Annotated in this window: 17 protein-coding genes and 2 pseudogenes; 7 read left to right on the top strand and 12 right to left on the bottom strand. The window is 69.5% G+C overall.

The genetic code is table 11. The features are described from left to right. Positions 1 to 12: 12 nt before the first annotated feature. The 3 genes from K1X59_RS02955 to K1X59_RS02945 form a co-directional block, all read right to left on the bottom strand. Positions 13 to 258 (bottom strand): YbdD/YjiX family protein, encoded by a 246-nt coding sequence (locus K1X59_RS02955; RefSeq protein ID WP_183151806.1) that lies wholly within the window; start codon positions 256 to 258, stop codon positions 13 to 15. Position 259: 1 nt separating this feature from the next. Beyond that, positions 260 to 2545 (bottom strand): carbon starvation CstA family protein, encoded by a 2286-nt coding sequence (locus K1X59_RS02950; protein WP_183151805.1) that lies wholly within the window; start codon positions 2543 to 2545, stop codon positions 260 to 262. Positions 2546 to 2798: 253 nt separating this feature from the next. After that, on the bottom strand, positions 2799 to 6017 hold the full coding sequence (locus K1X59_RS02945) for a S8 family peptidase (RefSeq protein ID WP_183151804.1): 3219 nt from the start codon (positions 6015 to 6017) through the stop codon (positions 2799 to 2801). Positions 6018 to 6206: 189 nt separating this feature from the next. Between K1X59_RS02945 and K1X59_RS02940 the strand changes: the two genes are divergently transcribed. From K1X59_RS02940 to K1X59_RS02920, 7 genes and pseudogenes are all read left to right on the top strand, one after another. Continuing rightward, entirely contained in the window at positions 6207 to 6752 is a 546-nt protein-coding gene (locus K1X59_RS02940) for an ECF transporter S component (protein WP_183151803.1), read from the top strand. Positions 6753 to 6880: 128 nt separating this feature from the next. After that, complete coding sequence (locus K1X59_RS22700) at positions 6881 to 7363, top strand: energy-coupling factor ABC transporter ATP-binding protein (protein ID WP_396652564.1); 483 nt, start codon at positions 6881 to 6883, stop codon at positions 7361 to 7363. Next, complete coding sequence (locus tag K1X59_RS22695; protein WP_396652605.1) at positions 7335 to 7997, top strand: hypothetical protein; 663 nt, start codon at positions 7335 to 7337, stop codon at positions 7995 to 7997. The genes K1X59_RS22700 and K1X59_RS22695 overlap by 29 nt, the downstream gene beginning before the upstream one ends. Then, entirely contained in the window at positions 7961 to 8623 is a 663-nt protein-coding gene (locus K1X59_RS22690; RefSeq protein ID WP_396652598.1) for an energy-coupling factor ABC transporter ATP-binding protein, read from the top strand. The genes K1X59_RS22695 and K1X59_RS22690 overlap by 37 nt, the downstream gene beginning before the upstream one ends. Positions 8624 to 8691: 68 nt before the next feature. Then, the gene (locus tag K1X59_RS02930; protein ID WP_183152742.1) at positions 8692 to 9477 is read left to right on the top strand and encodes an energy-coupling factor transporter transmembrane component T; all 786 of its coding nucleotides are present in this window, start codon (positions 8692 to 8694) and stop codon (positions 9475 to 9477) included. A gap of 10 nt (positions 9478 to 9487) precedes the next feature. Continuing rightward, positions 9488 to 10243 (top strand): annotated as a pseudogene (locus tag K1X59_RS02925) (siderophore-interacting protein); the annotation flags it as partial. A gap of 115 nt (positions 10244 to 10358) precedes the next feature. Beyond that, positions 10359 to 10961, top strand: a complete 603-nt coding sequence (locus K1X59_RS02920) for an ECF transporter S component (protein ID WP_183151800.1) — start codon at positions 10359 to 10361, stop codon at positions 10959 to 10961. A 151-nt stretch (positions 10962 to 11112) separates the two neighbouring features. Here K1X59_RS02920 and K1X59_RS02915 read toward each other — a convergent pair whose 3' ends face one another. The 9 genes and pseudogenes from K1X59_RS02915 to K1X59_RS02875 all read right to left on the bottom strand — a co-directional run bounded on the left by K1X59_RS02915 (position 11113) and on the right by K1X59_RS02875 (position 19790). Next, on the bottom strand, positions 11113 to 12480 hold the full coding sequence (locus tag K1X59_RS02915) for an HNH endonuclease signature motif containing protein (protein ID WP_258567041.1): 1368 nt from the start codon (positions 12478 to 12480) through the stop codon (positions 11113 to 11115). A gap of 177 nt (positions 12481 to 12657) precedes the next feature. Next, positions 12658 to 13599 carry a carbohydrate ABC transporter permease gene (locus K1X59_RS02910; protein ID WP_183151799.1) on the bottom strand — a complete coding sequence of 314 codons (942 nt, stop codon included), beginning with the start codon at positions 13597 to 13599 and terminating at the stop codon, positions 12658 to 12660. A 2-nt stretch (positions 13600 to 13601) separates the two neighbouring features. Next, positions 13602 to 14507 (bottom strand): carbohydrate ABC transporter permease, encoded by a 906-nt coding sequence (locus K1X59_RS02905; RefSeq protein WP_183151798.1) that lies wholly within the window; start codon positions 14505 to 14507, stop codon positions 13602 to 13604. A gap of 27 nt (positions 14508 to 14534) precedes the next feature. After that, positions 14535 to 15860 (bottom strand): ABC transporter substrate-binding protein, encoded by a 1326-nt coding sequence (locus K1X59_RS02900; protein ID WP_183151797.1) that lies wholly within the window; start codon positions 15858 to 15860, stop codon positions 14535 to 14537. 44 nt (positions 15861 to 15904) lie between these two features. Beyond that, entirely contained in the window at positions 15905 to 16273 is a 369-nt protein-coding gene (locus K1X59_RS02895; RefSeq protein ID WP_183151796.1) for a cupin domain-containing protein, read from the bottom strand. Continuing rightward, positions 16270 to 17160, bottom strand: coding sequence for a 3-hydroxy-5-phosphonooxypentane-2,4-dione thiolase (gene lsrF, locus K1X59_RS02890; RefSeq protein WP_220173912.1), 891 nt, complete (start codon positions 17158 to 17160; stop codon positions 16270 to 16272). Before lsrF ends, K1X59_RS02895 begins: the two co-directional genes overlap by 4 nt. A gap of 311 nt (positions 17161 to 17471) precedes the next feature. Beyond that, a pseudogene (locus tag K1X59_RS22685) lies at positions 17472 to 18775 on the bottom strand (FGGY family carbohydrate kinase); the annotation flags it as partial. Then, positions 18772 to 19572: an NAD(P)-dependent oxidoreductase gene (locus K1X59_RS02880; RefSeq protein WP_220173910.1), complete on the bottom strand. Its 801-nt coding sequence runs from the start codon at positions 19570 to 19572 to the stop codon at positions 18772 to 18774. The gene K1X59_RS02880 and the pseudogene K1X59_RS22685, both read right to left, overlap by 4 nt. Then, the gene (locus tag K1X59_RS02875) at positions 19569 to 19790 is read right to left on the bottom strand and encodes a hypothetical protein (RefSeq protein ID WP_220173909.1); all 222 of its coding nucleotides are present in this window, start codon (positions 19788 to 19790) and stop codon (positions 19569 to 19571) included. Before K1X59_RS02875 ends, K1X59_RS02880 begins: the two co-directional genes overlap by 4 nt. Between the last annotated feature and the right edge of the window lie 37 nt (positions 19791 to 19827).

Here is a 19827-nt window from a genome sequence, read left to right as displayed (position 1 = left end):
GCGGCGTGATCCTCAGCAGCAGCGGGCACCGGGGTTGCGATCCTGGTCGTCCATCCTCTGCCGCCAGAACTGCCGCTCGCTCATCGGCTCCTCGTGCGGATGCACCCGCCGCTGATGGGCGACATACGTGGCGTACGCGGTGTCTCCCATGAGCGTCGTCATGTACCAGCGGATGCCGCGGCCGATCCGCCCCGCGGCGCTGAGCAGCGTCCGCAGGAGGGTGGTCGCGGCATCCGTCCGATTCATGGTGTCGGCCATCTCAGTGTGTCGTCGTCCGACGCTCGTCGGCGAGGAGCGGCTCCCACTGCTTCTCGAGCTCGCGCTCGTCGGCGCTGGGGAGGAAGCCCGCCGGGGCGAAGCGGCGAGAGGCCACGGGCGCATCCTCGGTGTTGTCGCCACCGCCGTTGCGGATCGCCCGGACCGTGACGATCACGGCGGCGATCATGACGATGATCGCGAGGGTCACGAAGATGATCGACAGCGTGCCCTGCACCGCGGTGTTGCGGATGACCGCCTGCAGCACTTCGGGTTCGCCGAGCGCCGTGTCGCCGGTGTTGAGGGCCTCGAGGTAGCGGAAGTGGTTCGCCCAGTATCCGATCGCCGGCACGGGCGAGAAGATCTTGTACAACGACGCGGTCACCGTCACGACGGCCGTGAACGCGAGCGGCAGCGCGATGATCCACAGCCACTTGACGTACGACCGGCCGCGCTTGGCGACGATCGCGAGCACCACGGCGAGCGCGATCGCGGCGAGCAGCTGGTTCGCGATGCCGAACAGCGGGAAGAAGGTGTTGATGCCGCCGAGCGGGTCGGTCACGCCGAGGATGAGGATCGCTCCCCAGCCGGCGACCATGATCGCGGTGCAGATCCACACACCCGGACGCCACGAGACGTCACGGAACTTCGGGAACCAGGCGCCGATCGAGTCCTGCAGCATGAAGCGGGCGACACGCGTTCCGGCGTCCACGGCCGTGAGGATGAACAGGGCCTCGAACATGATCGCGAAGTGGTACCAGAACGCCATGAGCGCCTGCCCGCCGAGGGCCTGCTGCATGATGTGCGCGAGCCCGAGAGCGAGCGTCGGTGCTCCACCGGTGCGGGAGACGATCGATTCCTCTCCGACCATCGTGGCGGTGCCGGTGAGCATCTCCGGGGTGAGGTTCACCCCCGTCAGACCCAACGAGTTCACGAAGGCGACGGCTCCCTCGACGGTGCCGCCCGTGGCAGCGGTCGGCGCGTTCATGGCGAAGTAGATGCCCTGATCGATCGAGATCGCGGCGACGAGGGCCATGATCGCGACGAACGACTCCATGAGCATGCCGCCGTAGCCGATGAAGCGCGTCTGACGCTCCTTCTCGATCAGCTTCGGCGTCGTCCCCGAGGCGATCAGCGCGTGGAAGCCCGACAACGCACCACAGGCGATCGTCACGAACAGGAACGGGAAGAGCGGACCGGCGAACACCGGGCCCATGCCGTTCTCGCCGAAGATGCTGATCGCGGGAACGGTGATCTCGGGGCGGACCAGGACGATCGCGCCGGCGAGCATGACGATGACGCCGATCTTCATGAACGTCGACAGGTAGTCGCGCGGGGCGAGCAGCAGCCAGACCGGGAGCACGGCGGCGACGAAGCCGTAGATGATGATGCCCCACGCGATCGTGGTGCGGTCGAGGTGGAAGATCGCCTGACCCCACTCGGTGCCGGCGACCCAGCCGCCGCCGATGATCGCGGCCATCAGGAGAACGAAGCCGATGATCGACACCTCGGTGACCTTGCCAGGACGCAGGAACCGCAGGTAGACGCCCATGAACAGCGCGATCGGAATCGTCATCGCGACCGAGAACACGCCCCACGGGCTCTCGCCGAGAGCGTTGACCACCACGAGAGCAAGGATGGCGACGATGATCAGCATGATCAGCAGCGAGGCGATGATCGCGGCAGTGCCTCCGATCTTGCCGAGTTCCTGTCGAGCCATCTGACCGATGGTCCGACCGCCGCGGCGCATCGAGAAGAAGAGCACCGTGTAGTCCTGCACCGCACCCGCGAGCACGACGCCGACGATGATCCAGATGGTGCCGGGGAGGTAGCCCATCTGTGCGGCGAGCACCGGTCCGACGAGGGGTCCGGCGCCCGCGATGGCCGCGAAGTGGTGGCCGTAGAGCACCCGGCGGTCGGTGGGGACGTAGTCCTTGCCGTCCTGCTTGACCTCTGCCGGAGTGGCACGGCGGTCGTCGGGCCGGGTGATGTACTTCTCGATCACCTTCGAGTAGAAGCGGTAACCGATCAGGTAGGTGCACACGGCGGCGAACACGAACCAGATCGCGTTCACGGTCTCGCCGCGGACGATCGCGAGCATGGTCCAGGCGACCGCTCCGAGCAGGGCGATCGCCGCCCAGAGGATGATCTTGGGCAGGGTCCAGCGGTTCGACTTCTCGTGGTGCTCTTCGCTGAGGGCGACGGGCGGGAGTGTCGGGTCGGTGACGATGGTCGGGTCGGCGTCGACCAGTCCGGCGCCGTCGCGGCGGCGCGACGAAGGTGCGGTCATGGGGGTCTCCTCGGGGTACGCGACGTTGCGTTCTCCCACGCTAGGAACACGACCTCCACCGGGCACGGCCCCCGACCGGATGCTGCGACGAGCGGCAGGGATCGCGCGATGAACGGCCGCCGCGTCCCCTCTTCTGCCGAATTCGTCGTGCAGGTGTTCCCGGAACGCGCAGGTGTCCTGTCGTGCATGCGAGTCGGGCACGCACACAGCGCCCCGCGGAAGGGAGACCGCGGGGCGCTGCGCTGTGGGGGACCTACCCTCGGGGAGCCTCAGGCGCCGGGGTACCCGTCGGCGGGGCGTCCGTCTCCGGGGCATCCGTCGGCGGGGCGTCCGTCTCCGGCGCGTCCGTCTCCGGGGCATCCGTCTCCGGGGCTTCCGTCTCCGGGGCATCCGTCGACGGGGCATCCGTCTCCGGAGCCTTCGCCTCGGGCGCTGCTGCCGGCACGTCGACCGTCAACACGGTACGGACCTCGGAGTCGCCGTACTGCACCAGCCCGAGGTAGCGGGCCCCCGCGGTGAGCCCTGTCCAGCCGAGCTCGTACGAGGTCCGCTGTCCGCGCACCGCGGCGATCGGGTTCGGCGTCGCGGTGAGCTCACCCTCGCCGTCCGGCAGCACGTTGGCGTAGGTCATGTCCCACGTCATCGGCCCCGTCGTCGAGTAGATGTTCGCCACCACGAGGTAGGTCCCCGCCGTCGGCTCCGGGATCGTGACCTGTTCGTCGGCCGAACCTGTCGCCGACTGCCAGCGCTGGTAGTACTGCAGGTCGTCCGCGCTCACCACGCGGTACACGGTGAGGTCGAGGTCGCTGCCCTTGTCGTCCGACGAATCGAGGTCGAACCGCGAGAGGGTCGTCCCCTCCGGCACGTCCACGATCCACGCCACGTCCTTGTTCGCGTCGCCCGAGCTCTCGTCGCCCGAGTGCCCGTCGACCGGGTTGTCCGGGTCGGCGAGCAACTGGAACGGGGTGAGGCCCGAGAGCGTCAGCGCCAGGTCGCCCGTGAGCCCGGGGATGATCTCCACGGGAGCAGTGCCGTCGGCACCGCTGCCGGTGACCTCGGCCGGAGCATCGGCCGTGACCGGGAACAGCGCGATCGGCGAGCGCACCGAGTTCTTCGCGCTCGTCCAGGTCAGCGAGCCGGTGGCCCACTGCTCCACGGGCGCGCTGGCGTTGTCGAACGTGACCGTGAAGGTCTTCGTCTGACCCGCCCGGTCGAACTTCAGCTGCTGCGGCGTGACCTTGACGTTCACTCCCGGCACGGAGGCCTTCGCGGTGAATGTCCCCTTCTCGGTCGAGGTGACCGTGCGGGTCACCGTCTGCGCGCTGGTGAGCGAGCCGATCGAGATCGAGGCCTGGTTCAGATCGCTGCCGTCGATGGGGTCGATGCCGGGGAAGTCCGACAGCCCCTTCCCGTCGAGGAACGCCGCCCAGTCCTTCACCCCGTTGAGGTACAGCAGACCCGGGTTCAGGTACCGCTTCGGGTCGACCTGCCCCGCGCCCTGCTCGAACGGGTTCGTGTTCTTCGATCCGTCGGGCAGCACCGTGTCGTAGGCGGTCGTCATCATCGCCGACCGGATCTCGGCCGGCGTCGCCTTCGGGTGCTCGCCGAGGTACAGCGCACCGAGACCCGCGACGTGCGGCGAAGCCATCGACGTGCCGGACAGGATGCCGAAGGTCGGATCCTCACCGGGGGCGTTGTTCGTCGCCGCGAGGATCGCGACGCCGGGGGCGGCGACATCCGGCTTGAGCACATCGCTGCCGTCGGCCAGCATCGGTCCGCGGCTCGAGAAGCCCGCGATCTGCGGCGTCGGGGTCGTGACACCCGTGGTGTTCTCACCCACGAGGGTGATCGGCCGGTCGACGCCACCCTGCACGTAGGCGAGCACGGCGGCGCGGTGCACCGCGTTCAGGTGCACGGTGGGCACGGCGTGGAAGTCGTTGTCGAGCGAGTCGGCCCCACCGGGCACGTTCACGAGGACCATGCCGATGCCACCGGCATCCTTCACGACCTGCGACTTCTCGGCGCGGGCATTGCCCCCGCGATCGCACACCACGATGTGTCCGGCGACCTTCGCCGGGTCGAGGGTGTCCGGCAGGCAGAGCTGCGCATCCGTGGCGGCTGCCCCGGCGGCTGCGGCATCCCCGGCGTAGATCGACGGGCCGGTGACGCTCTCGCCGAACGGCACGCTCACCGACGCTCCGGCCTGCTCGAACCCGTCGAACTGCACCGTGCCCTCCCAGGTCGGGATGGTGGATGCGGCGACCGTCGTGTACCAGGGCGATGCGTGGTCGGCGGTGACCGGGTCGGGGCCGTCGTTGCCCGCGCTCGTGGCGACGAACACACCGGCGGCCGCCGCGTTGAAGAACGCGATGTCCTCCGGAGCGAGGACCGTGCTGGCCGCTCCTCCGCCGATCGAGTAGTTGATCACGTCGACACCGTCGGCGACGGCCTGGTCGATCGCGGCGACGAGGTCGCTCAGCGCGCAGATGTCGTCGTCGGTGACGGTGACGTCGGGGCCCACGTAGCACGCCTTGTACGCGGCGACCTTGGCGCCGGGCGCGACGCCGGAGATCGTGCCGAAGTCCACACCCTCGACCTCGGCCTTCACCTTGAAGTTCCCGGCCGCCGTGCTGGCGGTGTGCGAGCCGTGTCCGTCGCCGTCACGCGGAGACAGGTAGTCGTACTGGAAGTCGAAGCCCGCGGCCTCCGCCCCGGCGAAGAAGTACTGTCCGCCGATGAGCTTGGAGGAGTAGTCGCTGTGATCCCAGTCCTGGCCCTCGACCATCGCGGCCTGGAACTGACCGCCGTCCGACTTGTCGAAGTACACGTGGGTGCCGTCGGTGTAGGGCTGGTTCCCCTTGTGGCGGCTCTGCTGCTTCTTCTGCTTCTTGATCTTCTTGCCCTCGAACGACGGGTGCTCCGGCGCGATGCCGGTGTCGATCACTCCCACGACGACACCTTCACCGGCTTTCTCCACGCCGCCGGTCTGCTGCCAGACACCGCCCTTGCCCTTGCGGTCGTCGCCGAGTCCGAGGAAGTCGGTCGAGGTCTGCGCATCGGGGTGACGGATCTCGTCGGGGTACACGCCGAAGACATCCTTGGACGCCCGGAGCGCATCGACCTGCTCGCCGCTGAGGTCGGCGCTGAACCCGTTCAGCACGACCTGGTACGTCGTGTCTGGCGTGACGCCCAGATCGCCGACGAGGTCGGTCTGCTCGGCCTGGAGGTGCTCGACATAGCGCTGCGCGTCCTGCGACTGCGTCTCGAGCTGCTCGCCCTCGGCGGGCTTCGTCGCCTTCAGACCCTTGACGTCGCCCTCATAGCTGGCGAGCGGGTCGGCCATCATGACCACGATGTAGTGACCGGGGGTGCCGGCGACCGGGACGGGGTGCGTCACCTCCTCGGTCGCCGCGTAACCGGTGGTTGCCGTCGATGCGATGAACAGCGTCGCCAGGGTGGTGGCTGCTGCCATCCGGAGGGGTGTTCGACCCATGTGGTGCTCCCGATGATCGGGGTACGGCCTCGATGCCGCACCGCGGCTCAACATAGTCCTGCACTCGGCGATCGATACGAGATGTGGCCGATCGGTCAACCCGCCCTCGCCGATCGGCCAGGGTTTTCCACGGCCGCCCTCCCGATAGGTCGACAGTAAGCTGGAGAGGTGGCCCGCACCCCCGTCCTGTCGACTCGAGTACTGCTCGTCTGCGCGGCGATCGGAGTGGCCACCGGCATCCTCGCGGGCATCGCCGGATGGGTGACACCCGTCCTGCTGGCGAGCCCGCTGCTGTTCCTCTACGGTCTCGTGCTCGGCTCGCACGTGCTGCCGGGGATCATCGCGCAGGAGGTGCTGCGGCTCCCGCTCGTGGCCCTGATCACGCACGTCTTCGCCGCGCTGATCGCGAGCGCCTTCAACCCGGCATGGGCCCTGCGCTTCATCGGCACCGCCCTGCTGTTCGGTCTGATCCAAGAAGGGGTCGCCGCCCTCACCCGCTATCGCGCCTGGGGACCATGGCGTTTCTTCCTCTCGGCGGGGATCATCGGCGTGATCGTCGCGGTGGTCGTGTTCTTCGCCGCGCACCTCGCGGTGATGCCGCTGTGGGCGCAGATCCTCTATCTCGCGATCTCCGTCCTCGGGCCGGTGGCGTGGACGGCCGTGGGACTCGCGATCGGCTCCGCGCTGCGCACGGCCGGAGTCGCGCGGCGCTGACGCCTCTCCGAGCTGCGAGGGCCGTCGGACTCGATGGCAAATCAGGTAAGGCTCAGCTAAGTTAGAAGGGTTCGATCCGCCGACCCGGGACTCCGCCGTGCGCCCATCCGCGCCCCTGCTCCGCGTGCGTGAGCTCACTCACCCACGCCGATGCGCCGCACCCCTCACCGGGCGACGTCACTTTCGACATCCACGCGGGCGAGGTCGTGCTGCTGCTCGGGCCCTCCGGATCCGGAAAGTCGACGCTGACCCTGGCGCTCAACGGGCTGATCCCGCACGCCCTGTCGGCGAGCATGGTCGGTACCGTGCATGCCGGGGGCGTCGACACGGCGACCGCGACGACGGCCGCGCTGAGCACCAGGGTCGCGATGGTCTTCCAGGATCCGGATGCCCAGATCGTCACGGGCAGCGTGTACGACGAGGTGGCCTTCGGGCCGGAGAACCTGCTGCTTCCTCTCGACGTCGTGCGCGGGCGCGTCGAGGAGGCGCTGCGTCGGGTCGGACTCTGGGATCGCCGCGGAGAGAACCCTGATCACCTGTCCGGCGGCGGGCGGCAACGACTCGCGATCGCGTGCGCTCGCGATGGGGTCCCCGCTGATCGTGCTCGATGAGCCGACCGCCAACCTCGACCCGCAGGGCATCGACGACGTGTATGCGGCGTTGGCCGATGTGGTCGCCGCCGGCGATCGCGCGATCCTCCTCGTCGAGCACAACCTCGACGCCGCGATGGATTTCGTGACCCGAACGATCGTGCTCGACCACGAGGGCCGGGTCGCGTTCGACGGCCCCGCCGCCGACGTCATCCGCCGACATGCCGCTGAGCTGGTGGCCATGGGCGTGTGGCTCCCCGGCGCCACACTGGCGGCGCTCCGCCTCGGCGAGAGGGGCCTCGCCCTCGATCCGCTGCCGGTGACGCCGACCGAGCTGGCCGTCGCGCTCGCTTCGCGCGACGCCGGTGGGCACGGTGCACGACCGCTGACGGAGGGCGACGCGGGGTCGACGACCGTCCCACCGACACCCGGCGCAGACCGCGGCGTCGAGACAGACCGCGGCATCGAGGCAGACCGCGGAGACGGCGCAGACCGCGCAGACGAGGCAGACCGCGGAGACGCCCCGATCATCCGGACCCGCGGCCTGACCGTGCGGCGGCGGCGCACCGAGATCCTGCAGGGGATCGACCTCGAGTTCGCCCCGGGAGCCTCACCGCCATCGTCGGCGCGAACGGGGCCGGCAAGACCACCCTGATCCAGGCGCTCGCCGGGGTGGTCCCGCCTCCCCGCGGGCAGGTGTCGGTGGACGGGATCGACCCAGGCACGGCCTCGCCCCGCGAGCTCGCCGAGCGCATCGGGTTCGTGTTCCAGAACCCTGAGCACCAGTTCCTCGCGCACACGGTGTTCGACGAGCTGGCCCACGGGCTGCGGCTGCGGCAGGTGCCGGATGCCGAGATCGCCGCCAGGGTCGACGAGATGCTCGCCCGATTCGGCCTCGCACACAAGCGTGACGTGCATCCGTTCCTGCTGTCGGGCGGCGAGAAGCGGCGCCTGTCGGTGGGGACCGCGTTGATCACCCGACCGCGTGTGCTCGCCCTGGACGAACCCACATTCGGACAGGACCGTGCCAGAGCGTCGGAGCTGCTCGACCTGCTGCAGTCCTTGCGCGCCGAGGGGACGACGATCGTGATCGTGACGCACGACCTCCAGCTCGTCGCCGAGCACACCACGCATGTCGTGGTGCTCGCCGACGGACGCCTGCGGGCGACCGGGCGCACCGCCGACGTGTTCCAGGATGAGAAGGTGTTCACCGACGCGGGGCTCCGCATGCCCGCCCTGCAGCGGGTGCTCGCTTCGGCCGGTCTCGGGGTGACCTCGTGAGCGCGGATGCCGCAGGCGGCGGACACACCACTCACGGCGCACCTCGCGCCTTCGACCCGTATGCGCGGATGACGGCCACATCGCCTCGGCAGTTCCTCTATGCGCTCAATCCGCTCGCCAAGGTGGCCGGCTTCGCTCCGGCGATGCTGCTGCTCGTCTTCGTGCGCGACCTCGCGACCCCCGCGGCGTTCCTCGTCCTCGCGTATGCCCTGATCCTGATCGGCGCACGCCTGACCGGTCGCCTCCTCGCCCTTCTGCTGCTCGGCGTTCCGGCGGGCATGCTGCTGGTGGGCGTCGGCTTCTCGTTGTGGGTCGATACCGCACTCGTCGCGGACACTCCGACGCTCGTGCGGATCGGCGACTGGACGCTGCACAGCGGCGCCCTGCTGATCGGCTTCGCGACGGCTCTGCGTCTCGGCTCCATCGTCGCCCTCGCGCTCGTCGGCGGACTCACGACCAGTGGGCCCGACCTCGTGCGGGCGAGCGTCCAGCAGCTGCGGGTGCCGTACCGGATCGGCTACACGGCTCTCGCGGCCTTCCGCTTCGTGCCGCGCTTCGGCCACGAGCTCGCCGTGATCCGGGCCGCACACCGCGTGCGGGGATACCACGGGGGACGCGGTCCGTTCGCGCGCATCGCCCGCGGTTGGGGCTACATCGTCCCTCTCCTGGCGGGGGCGATCCGGCATGCCGAGCGGGTGGCCCTGGCCATGGACTCGCGGGCGTTCGGCGCGCATCCCACGCGCACCGAGCGGCACCTCGTGCCGTTCCGCACGCGCGACATCCTGTTCACCGTCGCGATGCTGCTGGCCTCCGCCGCCATCTTCATCGCATTCTTCCCCTGGCAGCTTCCCTGAAAGGCGCACTATGGCGTTCAGCAAGATGGTCAAGCCCGACTCCAGCGAACTCATCCACCTCACCGTGCTGCGCACGGAGCGTCTCTCTCCGCACTGGATCCGCGTGACGCTCGGCGGCGGCGAGATCGAGAAGTTCCGGCCGATGGGCTTCGATCAGTGGTTCCGGCTGTTCCTGCCGATCGGCGGCGATGCGGGACTCGACCGGGTGCCGGCGAAGGCCAACAAGATGTTCGGGTACCTGAAGTTCCTCCGCATCCCCGACGGGGAGCGCCCGGTGATGCGCAACTACAGTGTCCGCGCGTATCGCGCCGCGACGATGCAGGCCGGTGCCGAGATCGATGTGGACTTCGTGCTGCACGGATCGGCCGCCGACGGGACCGCCGGCCCCGCGTCGCGCTGGGCGGAGACGTGTCAGCCGGGAGAGCACGTGCTGATCATCGACGAGGGCCTCACCTTCAACCCGCAGCGCGGCACCGATCGGGTCGTCCTGGTCGGCGATGAGACCGCGTTGCCGGCGATCGCATCGATCTGCGCTTCGCTGCCGGACGAGGCCGCCGGCACGGCGATCATCGAGGTGCCGAGCGAGGCGGATGCGCTGGACTTCGCACGCCCCTCGGGGGTCGAGCTCGTGTGGATCGTACGGCCTCATGACGCTGCTCCCGGAGCGCAGGCCCTCGAGACGCTGGAACGCACGGCACTGCCGGATGCGCCGTTCCACGCGTATGCGGCGGGAGAGCAGGCTCTCGCGTCGGGCGTCCGAAAGCATCTGGTCGGCGTGCGTGGTGTGGACAAGAACGCGGTCAGCTTCTGCGGGTACTGGAAGATCGGCGCGGCCTCCCCGCGTCGAAGACCGCTCGCGAGGCTGCCGCGGAGCCGCTCGCATGAGCGGGGCGGACGCAGCGGGCGAAGCCGCTCGCGCGGACGGGGCGGTTCCCCGTCGCAGGCGGGGCGGACGATTCCGCTTTCCCACCGCGATCCTGCTCACCTGCGCTGCCCTCGGCGTTGCCGGCGGTCTGCTGCTCGCGCCGGCGAACTGGCTGTCGACGGTCCTGTTCCCCGGTCTTCCCTTCGTCAGCGTCGGGCTCGCCGGCCTCTGGCTGCTGCCCTCGGTCATCGCCCTCCGCCTGCTGCGTCGGCCGCTGGTCGGACTTCTCGTCGGCCTGCTGGCGGGATTGGTGATCGTGCCGTTCTCGGGCTATGGCTTCGGCAGCGTCGCGACGAATCTGTGGTGGGCGGCCTTCACCGAGCTGCCGTTCCTCTTCGTGCTGTGGCGGTACTGGGGCACCTGGCTGCACTACGCGGGGGCGGTGATCGTCGGTGTCGTCTATCCGGCTCTCGCCTGGGCTTCTTTCGATCTCGGTTCCTTTCCGCTCGGCATCCAGGTGCTGTTCTTCGCGATCACTCTGGCCAGCTGCGTCGGCGCCACCGCACTCGGCATCCTCATCGCCGACCGGCTCCGTAAGGCAGGCGTCGGCCGCCGCTGAGTCCCGCGACCGTCAGACGACGGGTCAGTCCTGTCTCCAGCGAGGTTCTCCATCGAGGCTCTGCGGCGAGGTTCGACGGCGGCGCAGTTCTGCAGCCTTGCGGTCAGACAGCCGTGCGGTCAGGCCGCCGCACGGCCAGACGGCCTTGCGGTCAGACGGCCATGCGGTCAGGCCGCGATGTGGCCATGCGGTCAGGCCGCGATGTCGAAGCGTGCGCGTCCGCCGAGCCGTGGTCGTCGCGCGGGATCGACGTAGCCCGGGGAATGAACCACACCCGCGGCCCTTCGATGCGGATCTGCCATCCGTTGTCGTGGATGCGATGGTGACAGGTCTCGCACAGCAGCACGCCGTTCGACAGGTCGGTCGGCCCGCGGTCGCGCTTCCACCACCGGATGTGATGCGCCTTCGTCATCTCCGGCGGCAACCCGCACATCGCGCACCCGCCATCCCGCTCGACCAGTGCGAGGCGTTGCGCGCGGGTGAACAGTCGTCTCTCCCGGCCCCAGTCGAGGATCTCGCTCGCCCCGTCCAACACGCACGGGATGACTCCCCCACCCGCGGCCATCCGCCGCGCGGCTCCGATACTGACCGGATGGTCCAGACCGTCGAGGGCTGCCGACCCCGACCCGGACTCGAGGTCTTCGAGGCTCATCCGCACCACGACGGTCGCCCCGGCGAGCGGGACCTTCCGGTCGCAGTCGAGCACATGGGCGCAGAACACGGAGAGCGCGTCGACCTGGATCATCGGCACCGTGCGCCGATCGGCATCCGGGGCCGCACTGTCGGGCGCATCCTGCCGTGCGGCGAACACGGCGGTCACGTACCCGCGGATCGCGGTCACCACGGGAGCCGCGGTCTCGACATCGAGGACGGCGTTCAGATGCACCATCCCGTCTCGCTCGAACACCGTCAACGACCGCTTCGCGCGCCGCTCCTCCTCTTTCGGCTCGACGCCGTCGGGGTCGAGCCATGCCTCAGCCCGCACCGCGAGCCTGCGCACCTCATCGAGCGCCAGCCCCCGCGCTTTCTCGACCAGCATCCGCTCCGCCTCGGCCACCCTGACGGCCCCCGCGACCACCCGACACCGATCCAGCACGGCGATGACCACACTCGCGACCTGGGCGCTCAACACACCGGAGGTCAACGCGTCGCGCACGACCGGATACCTCGCGGGCAGCCGCTCTCCCCGCAGGTCGGTGCGTGGGGCGGTCGCCTCCCCCACCTTCACCAACCGCACCGCATCCCCGGTCGAGACCCCCGTCGTCGCGGCGATCAGTCTCGCCGGGGACCGGAAGCCCTGCTGCTTCGCCAGGCTGTCCGCCCCCAGTTCCGGACGCGACTCCCGCGAGATCCCCGCGGCCACATCGGTATGCACCGCATCCAGCCGCCGCTGCAGCACCCCGAGCGCCGCGCCGACCTCGATCAACTGCGGGCGGGACAGATCGCCCGCGCCCGCAGCATCTGCCCACGCCGCGTCGAGATGAGCCATCGCCTCGTGCAACCCGGTCAGTGTGGACATGCTCTCACTCTACCGAGATGACATGTTACATTCGAATTTCTGTACTAATGGATGCCAGAATTCCGCGAGATGATGCCGCGGGCCCGCGGCCACCCATCCTCCACAAAGCGTCGAGATTCGAATATATCCACCGCTCCCGAACGGGTAGATGAGACCTCCGCGCGCTCTCGGCGACCCCTACTTCACGCTCCCCTGCGTCAGCCCACCCACCAACCACCTCTGGAGGAAGAGCGCCAGCAGGTAGATCGGGATCAGTCCCGAGAGGCTTGCGGCGGCCATCTGCCCGAACATGACCTCGCGACCGCCCTGCATGAGGGCGATGCCCACCGGGAGCGTCTGCGAGTCGATGCTCTGCGTCAGCAGCAACGGGATCAGGAAGTCGTTGTACGCGAGGATGAAGACGATGATCGAGACGGCGACGATGCCGGGCGCTGTGAGCGGCAGGATCACCGACCAGAGCGTGCGCAGCGGTCCGCATCCGTCGATCTGAGCCGCCTCATCGACCTCGAACGGGATCGCGCGGAAGAAGCCGTCCAGCAGCCAGACGGCCACCGGAGTGAGCAGCAGTCCCTCGACGATCCCGAGCCCCATCACCGAGTCCATGAGACCCGCCGATCTGACCAGCACGAACAGCGGGATGATCGCCACGACCGGCGGCGCGACATAGGCCGAGACGATCAACCCGAGGATCTGCTTGCCGCCGGCACGGAGTCGAGCCATGGCGTAGTTTGCGGGGATCGACACCAGCAGCGCGACGAGCACGGCCACGATGGCGGCTCCGAACGAGTTGCGGAGATAGGTGAGGATCGGCCAGTTGTCGAACGCGGCCACCCAGTTCTCGAAGGCGAGACGCGAGGGGAGGATCCTCGTCGACAGGATGTCGTCGGGGCTCTTGAACGACATCCCGACCATGTACAGCACGGGCAGCAGGGCGAGCGTGATCGCGACGACGATCACGACCCATTTCACGGCGGTCACGACCGCGGACGGACGCCCAGGGCGCGAGGTGCTGGACGTGCGGACCTTGGAGCGGCGCCGACGACGCGCGGCAGGCACGACGAGGGTCTCGGTCGCCCTCTCCTCGGTGCGATGATCGGATGCGCGGAGCGTGAGCGACATGATCAGCCCTCCTTGTGCAGACGTTGCCGCACGGCGTTGAGCGGCAGGATGACGATGGTGACCAGCACGAGGAAGGCGATAGTCTGCGCGGCCGCGGCCCCCACGTCGAAGGTCTGCAGGCCGGTGCGGTAGATCTCGTAGCTGCTGACCGTGGTGTCGAAGCCCGGTCCTCCGCTGGTCATGATGAAGACGAGGTCGAACACCTTGAACGAGACGACGAGCTTCAGCAGCAGCACCGTGATCAGGCTCGGCATCACCAGCGGGAACGTGATCCGCCAGAACGTCTGCCAGACACCGGCGCCGTCGACCTGCGAGGCCTCGTACACCTCGGTCGGGAGCGTCTGCAGCGCCGCGAACACGAGCAGGACGCAGAACGGGGTCCACTGCCACGCGTCCACCACGATGACCGAGATCATCGCGGCAGGACTCGATCCGAGGAAGAGGAACGGCTCGGATCCCGGCGCGAACGACTGACCGATGTTGTTGAGCAGACCCCCGGTCGGGGCCAGCATGAGCTTCCAGATGACGCCCGCCATGACCGGCGGGGTCATCAGCGGCAGCAGGAGCAGCACCCGGATGATGCGCCCGCCCTTGACCGCCGCATCGAGCGAGAGGGCGACGGCGAGCCCGGCGACCAGCGCGATGAGTGCCGACGGGATGGCGAACAGGAGCGACCTGCCGAGGGACGGGAGGGTGATCCCGTCCCCCAGCATGGCCGCGAAGTTGTCGAACCCGACCCATTCGGAGAAGGGCCGCCCCAGCGACGACTCCGAGAAGGAGGCGGCGATGATGTACGCGAGCGGATAGATCGCGATGATGACGATCGCGATGACGGCGGGCGCGAGCAGGGCTCGGCCTGTCCACGACGCGCGTCGGGCGACGCGCCGGGTGGCGACGTGCTGCGACATGAGCGGTCCTTTCGGGTTCGACGCGGGTCAGCCGGCCAGGGACTGCCAGGAGTCCCAGGTCTGCTGCATCGCCTGTTCGGCGCTGAGGCTGCCCTGCAGCATGAGCGCGAGGTTGTCGCTCAGCGACTGGATCATCTCCGGCGCCTGCGGCGAGGTCGGCCAGGACTGCGCATTCGGCAGCACCTGGGCGGCGACGGCCGACACCTCGGGGGCGAACTCGATGTACTCCGGGCTCTCGAGCGTCGAGGTGCGGGTCGGATCGACGCCGGAACCGGTCGTGGTGATGAGCTTCTCGTTGGTCTCCTTCGAGGAGGCGAACGCCACGAACTGCTTCGCGAGGTCCTCGTCGCTCGCGTTGGGGCTGATGCCCATCGCCCATCCGGCGTTCAGCGCTCCGGAGACCTTGCCCTCAGGACCCACCGGGAGTGGGGCCACACCCCAGCCGTCGACGATCTTCGACTGCGCGGGGTCCTGGGCGAAGACGCCGAGGTCCGTCCAGAACTCGATCATGCCGACGGAGCCGGAGAGGAACTGCGGGAGCGCCTGCTCGAAGCCGATCTCCAGCGGACTCGGCAGCGCCGACGGTGCGGCGTCGAGCATCGACTGCGCAGCCGCGACCGCGTACTCCGTGTCGAGCTGCGGCATCTGCGGGTCGATCGGATCGGGCGACATCGTGGCCAGCCGGTTGAAGAAGGTCGAGCCGATGTTGAACGCGCTCTTCGAGCCGAGGAGCGCGTTGCCGTACACGCCGTCCGCCTTCTCGGCGTCGGTGATCTTCTTCGACACGTCGACGTACTCGTCCCACGTGGTCGGCACCTCGACGCCGTTCCGCTCGAAGATCGCCTTGTTGTAGAAGAGGACGTGCGTGTCGCCGTCGATCGGCAACCCGTAGGTCGCTCCCTCGTACTGGGTGTACGGGCCGAAGATCGCCTCGATGAAGTCGGACGAGTCGATGTCTTCGTCGGACTCCACCCAGTCGGTGATGTCGGCGAGCGCCCCCGCGTCGGCGAGCGCGCCGACCGAGGTGTACCAGTACTGGATCACGTCGTAGTTGTTGGTGCCGGACTGCGCATCCAGGATCGCCTTGGTCTGGATCTGGTCGTACGGCACGACCTCGACCTCGATCTCGACACCGGTCTCGGCTTCGAAGTCGGCTTCGAGGATCTCGCCGGCGCCCTCCTGGGGGGCGGCGATGAGGACCTTGAGGGTCTTGTCACCGCCGTCGCCGGAGGAGCCGCCGGCATCGCCGGCACATCCGGCGAGCACGAGACCCACCGTGGATGCCAGGGCGATGACGGGCAGGGTGCGGCGCGCGAAGCGCGCGGGGGATGAGGAGCGTCGTTGCACACTCATGGTGCTGTCCTTTCGATGTTCTTCGGGTGGGGTGGTGGTTCGGTCTATGCGGGGGCGCCCGGCGTCCATGGTCGATCGACCTTGTCGCCGTCGACCCAGGGCGTCTTGACGAAGACGGCGCGGAACGTCGCGTCGAACGGGTTGCGCACGAAGTGCTCCTCGTGCGGTTCGGCGCGCAGCACGTCGCCGGCCGAGACGACGCGACGCGTGTCGCGGTCGAGCCAGATCTCGGCGCGTCCTTCCAAGACGACGAACGACTCGGTGTGGTGCTCGTGGAGGTGGTTGGCGAACTCGTCGCCGGGGCGCAGCACCACGACGCCGAACGCGGCATCCTCACCCTGCGCCAGGTAGCCGGGACCCCAGTCGCCGAACCGGAGTTCGGCATCCGCCGCGCGCAGCACCTCGGAACTCATGCGAGCACCCGCGTCTCGGTGGCGTCGCGGAACAGTTCGTACGCGTCAGCCGGGTCGACGTCGTCGTGCACGACCGCACGCACGGCGCGCATCATGGCGGCGGGGTCGGCGCTCTGGAAGATGTTGCGCCCCATGTCGACACCGGCGGCTCCCGCGCGCACCGCGTTGGAGGCCATGGTGAGTGCCTCCTGCTCGGGGAGCTTCTTGCCGCCGGCCATGATCACCGGAACCGGGCAGCCGGCGACGACGTCTTCGAAGCCCTCGTCGCAGTAGTAGGTCTTGACCAGCTGGGCGCCGAGCTCCGCGATCATGCGGGTCGCGAGGCCGAGGTAGCGGGCATCGCGCACGAGCTCTTTGCCCACCGCGGTCACCCCGAGCACCGGGACGCCGGCGGCGTACCCCTCGTCGACGAGGGTCGTGAGGTTGCGGATGCTGCGGCTCTCGTGCTCGCCCCCGACGAAGACCTGCACGGCCACGGCGTCGGCGTTGATGCGCACGGCATCCTCCATCGCCATCGCCGTGTACTCGTCGGAGAGGTCCTTGAGGATCGAGGGCCCGCCCGATGCCCGCAGGACGAGGCCGGCCCTGGTCGCCGGCGGCACCGAGGTGCGCAGCGCGCCACGGGTGCACATGAGGGCGTCGGCGTACTCGGCGAGCGGCGCGATGTTCAGGTCGATGCGCTCGAGGCCGGATGTCGGCCCCTGGAAGTAGCCGTGGTCGAAGGCCAGCATGACGGTCCGACCGGTCTGGGGGTCGAGGATGCGCGAGAGGCGGTTCTGCATGCCCCAATCGAGGTTCGCGGCTCCCCGGATGTTCTGCGAGAAGCGGACGGCCGGGGTGTCGGCGCGGAACTTCTTCGCGGAGATGTTGCCTTCGAGATCTGCCATGTTCTCTTCCTTCTGGTGTATGTCAGCGGCCATGGCCGACGGGCGTGAGCCGGGTGGGGGAATGGTCGTGGGGCCGCGAGCGGCGCCGGGGGCGTGAAGAGCGGGGGCAGGTCGGGTCCGGAGATCGAGAGCACGTCGCGATACACGCGGTGCCAGCGCTCGGTCACCGCCCGGTACTGCTCGTGCTCGTTCCGGTCGACGCGCTCGACCCGGTCGGGATCGCCCATCGGGGGCAGGGCGGCGCCCACGCCGCGCGCCGCCAGTCGGGCGGCGCCGTAGGAGGTCGCCTCCGGCGCCGGGGTCACGCGCGTGTCGAGGCCGGTGACGCCGGCGATCACGCGCGGCCAGAGCGCGCCGGCACTCGAACCGCCGGTGAAGGTCACTGTCCCTTCGGAGACCGCTCGTCCCTCCGTGAGCGCGGCGAGGATGTCGAGGTGCGCACTCGCCACGATGGCGGCCGACTCCTCGATCGCGCGGACGAATGCTCCCCGCGAAGAGCGTGCGGCATCGTTGATGTCGAAGCCCACGAAGGCCGGCGCGGCGTGATGCCACGCGTCGGCCTGCATGACGTTCGCCATGGTGGCGACGACGCCGTTCGCGCCGACGGGCACCTCGGCCGCCCACTCCTCCATCACGGCGAACGCCGACCTCCCGGTCGCACGGCCCAGGGCGGCGGCATCCGGGCACATCGCGTCGCGGAACCAGCGCATCGCGAGTCCCGACAGGAACCCGATGCCCTCGACCATCCAGCTGCCGCGGTCGACGTGGCACAGCGTGCGCAGCCGCCGCTCCGGGTCGATGAGCGGCTCCGAGGTCACGGCCGTCGTCTGCCAGAAGGTGCCTGCCACGATCGTCGGCACGCCTTCTCTCGCGGCGATGCCGTGCAGGGCGAGCTGCGTGTCGGCTCCTCCGGTGACGACCGGGGTTCCGACGGGCAGCCCGGTCGCGGCGGCGGCAGCGGGCGTGACCGCCCCGACGACCTCTCCGCATTCGACGACCGGGGGAGGATGCTCCGGTCGACGCCCACGAGCCTCGCCAGGTCGTCCGACCAGTCGCGTGCCCTGAGGTCGAACAGCGCCGAGCTCGACCCGCTGGTCGGCTCCGTGACGAAGACACCCGTGAGCCGCGTCGTGACCCAGTCGCTGAGCATCCCGAGATGGCGGGCGCGTGCGAGGAGGCCGGGCTCATGACGCGCGATCCACCGCAACCGGGCCGGTGCCGTGATCGACACCCAGTCCCCCGCCGTGCGGTACACCTCGTCGGCGACCCCTTCGGCGACCAGTTCGTCGGCTTCCGCGCGGGCTCGTCCGTCGGTGTTCGGGCAGGCCCAGAGCTCGTGCCCTTCGGCGTCGTACAGGACGAAGCCCTCGCGCATGCTCGACGCCGCGACGGCTGCCACCCGTCGATCACCGAGCCGCGCGACCACCTCGGCGACGGCGGCCGCGATGGCACGCCATCCGCCCTCGGTGTCGAAGACCGTGCCACCGGGGTGACCGGCGACCGCATCGTGCGTCCACTCGCGTGCGGCCTGGGTCACGAGCCGCCCTTCGATGTCGAAGGCGAGTGCGCGCGCCGATCCGGTGCCGGCGTCGATCGCGAGGAAGACCTCGGTCATCGCTCCCATCGGAGGCTCCCGTCTGCCAGGAAGCTCTCGACCTCGGCGGCGAGCATGTCGGCACCGCGGACGAGGGTCTCTTCGGTCGCCCCGGCGAGGTGGGGCGTGAGGATGAGGTTCGGTTCGGCGACCAGCTCGCGCCACGGTCCGTCCGGCTCGTTCACGTCGAGTGCGACCCCCGCGAGCCTGCCGCTGCGCAGCGCGTCGAGGAGGGCCTGCTCGTCGACGAGCGATTCCCGCGCCGTGTTGATGAGGAACGCTCCCTCCGGCATGCGCGCGATCTGCTCGGCACCGATCATGTGCCGGTTCTCTGCGGTCGCGCGTGCGTGGACGCTGACGACGTCGCTGGCGGCGAGCAGCGCGTCGAGATCGGAGACGATGGTGGCGTCGGGCACGGACGCCGGGTCGACGAACGGGTCGTAGACGGTGATCATGGCTCCGAGCGCGCGCGCACGAGCGGCGACCAGTCGGGCGACGTTGCCGTAGCCGATGAGACCGAGCCGGAGACCCTTGACCTCGCGGCCGAACCACCGCGCGCCTTCGAAGGTCGACTCGGCCAGCGGGCGACCGTCCGCGACCCGCTCGTCGACGTCTCGGAGGGAGGCGGGCACGTTGCGGATCAGGGAGATCAGGAAGCCGATGGTCAGGTCGGCGACCGCGTCGGCGTTCTTGCCCGGCGTGGTCGTGACCCGCACGCCGCGCTCATGTGCGGCGTCGAGGTCGACGTTCACCGGGCCGCCGCGGGCGCATCCGACCAGTCGCAGATCGGGCAGGGCGGCGAGCACGTCGGCGGTCACCGGCGCCGCATGGAACGCGATGACGTCGTACCCCGAGCGACCAGGGCGACCTCCGCGGGGTCGCCCTCGTACTCCCGGATCGAGGAGGTGTCCCACGTCGGCGTCGTGATCGTCATCGTGGCCGCGTCGGCCGCGATCCCGCGCTGGGCGAACGCGCGGACGAAGATCTCGGCGTTCATGTAGCTGTCGCCGATGACGAGGATGCGGTGGTCGGTCATGTGCAGGGCTCCCAGAGAGTCGGTGAGTGGAAGGCGG

Origin of the sequence: Microbacterium sp. Se5.02b (assembly GCF_019464375.1) — a bacterium.
GTDB lineage: Bacteria > Actinomycetota > Actinomycetes > Actinomycetales > Microbacteriaceae > Microbacterium.
The sequence above is the reverse complement of the archived record's forward strand: the minus strand, read 5'-3'. Positions and strand labels throughout refer to the sequence as shown.

Coding starts and splice junctions, on each gene's coding strand:
- K1X59_RS02955 (WP_183151806.1), bottom strand. CDS start 258: ATGGCCGACACCATGAATCGGACGGATGCCGCGACCACCCTCCTGCGG.
- K1X59_RS02950 (WP_183151805.1), bottom strand. CDS start 2,545: ATGACCGCACCTTCGTCGCGCCGCCGCGACGGCGCCGGACTGGTCGAC.
- K1X59_RS02945 (WP_183151804.1), bottom strand. CDS start 6,017: ATGGCAGCAGCCACCACCCTGGCGACGCTGTTCATCGCATCGACGGCA.
- K1X59_RS22695 (WP_396652605.1), top strand. CDS start 7,335: ATGGGGTCCCCGCTGATCGTGCTCGATGAGCCGACCGCCAACCTCGAC.
- K1X59_RS02930 (WP_183152742.1), top strand. CDS start 8,692: ATGACGGCCACATCGCCTCGGCAGTTCCTCTATGCGCTCAATCCGCTC.
- K1X59_RS02920 (WP_183151800.1), top strand. CDS start 10,359: ATGAGCGGGGCGGACGCAGCGGGCGAAGCCGCTCGCGCGGACGGGGCG.
- K1X59_RS02915 (WP_258567041.1), bottom strand. CDS start 12,480: ATGTCCACACTGACCGGGTTGCACGAGGCGATGGCTCATCTCGACGCG.
- K1X59_RS02910 (WP_183151799.1), bottom strand. CDS start 13,599: ATGTCGCTCACGCTCCGCGCATCCGATCATCGCACCGAGGAGAGGGCG.
- K1X59_RS02905 (WP_183151798.1), bottom strand. CDS start 14,507: ATGTCGCAGCACGTCGCCACCCGGCGCGTCGCCCGACGCGCGTCGTGG.
- K1X59_RS02900 (WP_183151797.1), bottom strand. CDS start 15,860: ATGAGTGTGCAACGACGCTCCTCATCCCCCGCGCGCTTCGCGCGCCGC.
- K1X59_RS02895 (WP_183151796.1), bottom strand. CDS start 16,273: ATGAGTTCCGAGGTGCTGCGCGCGGCGGATGCCGAACTCCGGTTCGGC.
- lsrF (WP_220173912.1), bottom strand. CDS start 17,160: ATGGCAGATCTCGAAGGCAACATCTCCGCGAAGAAGTTCCGCGCCGAC.
- K1X59_RS02875 (WP_220173909.1), bottom strand. CDS start 19,790: ATGACCGACCACCGCATCCTCGTCATCGGCGACAGCTACATGAACGCC.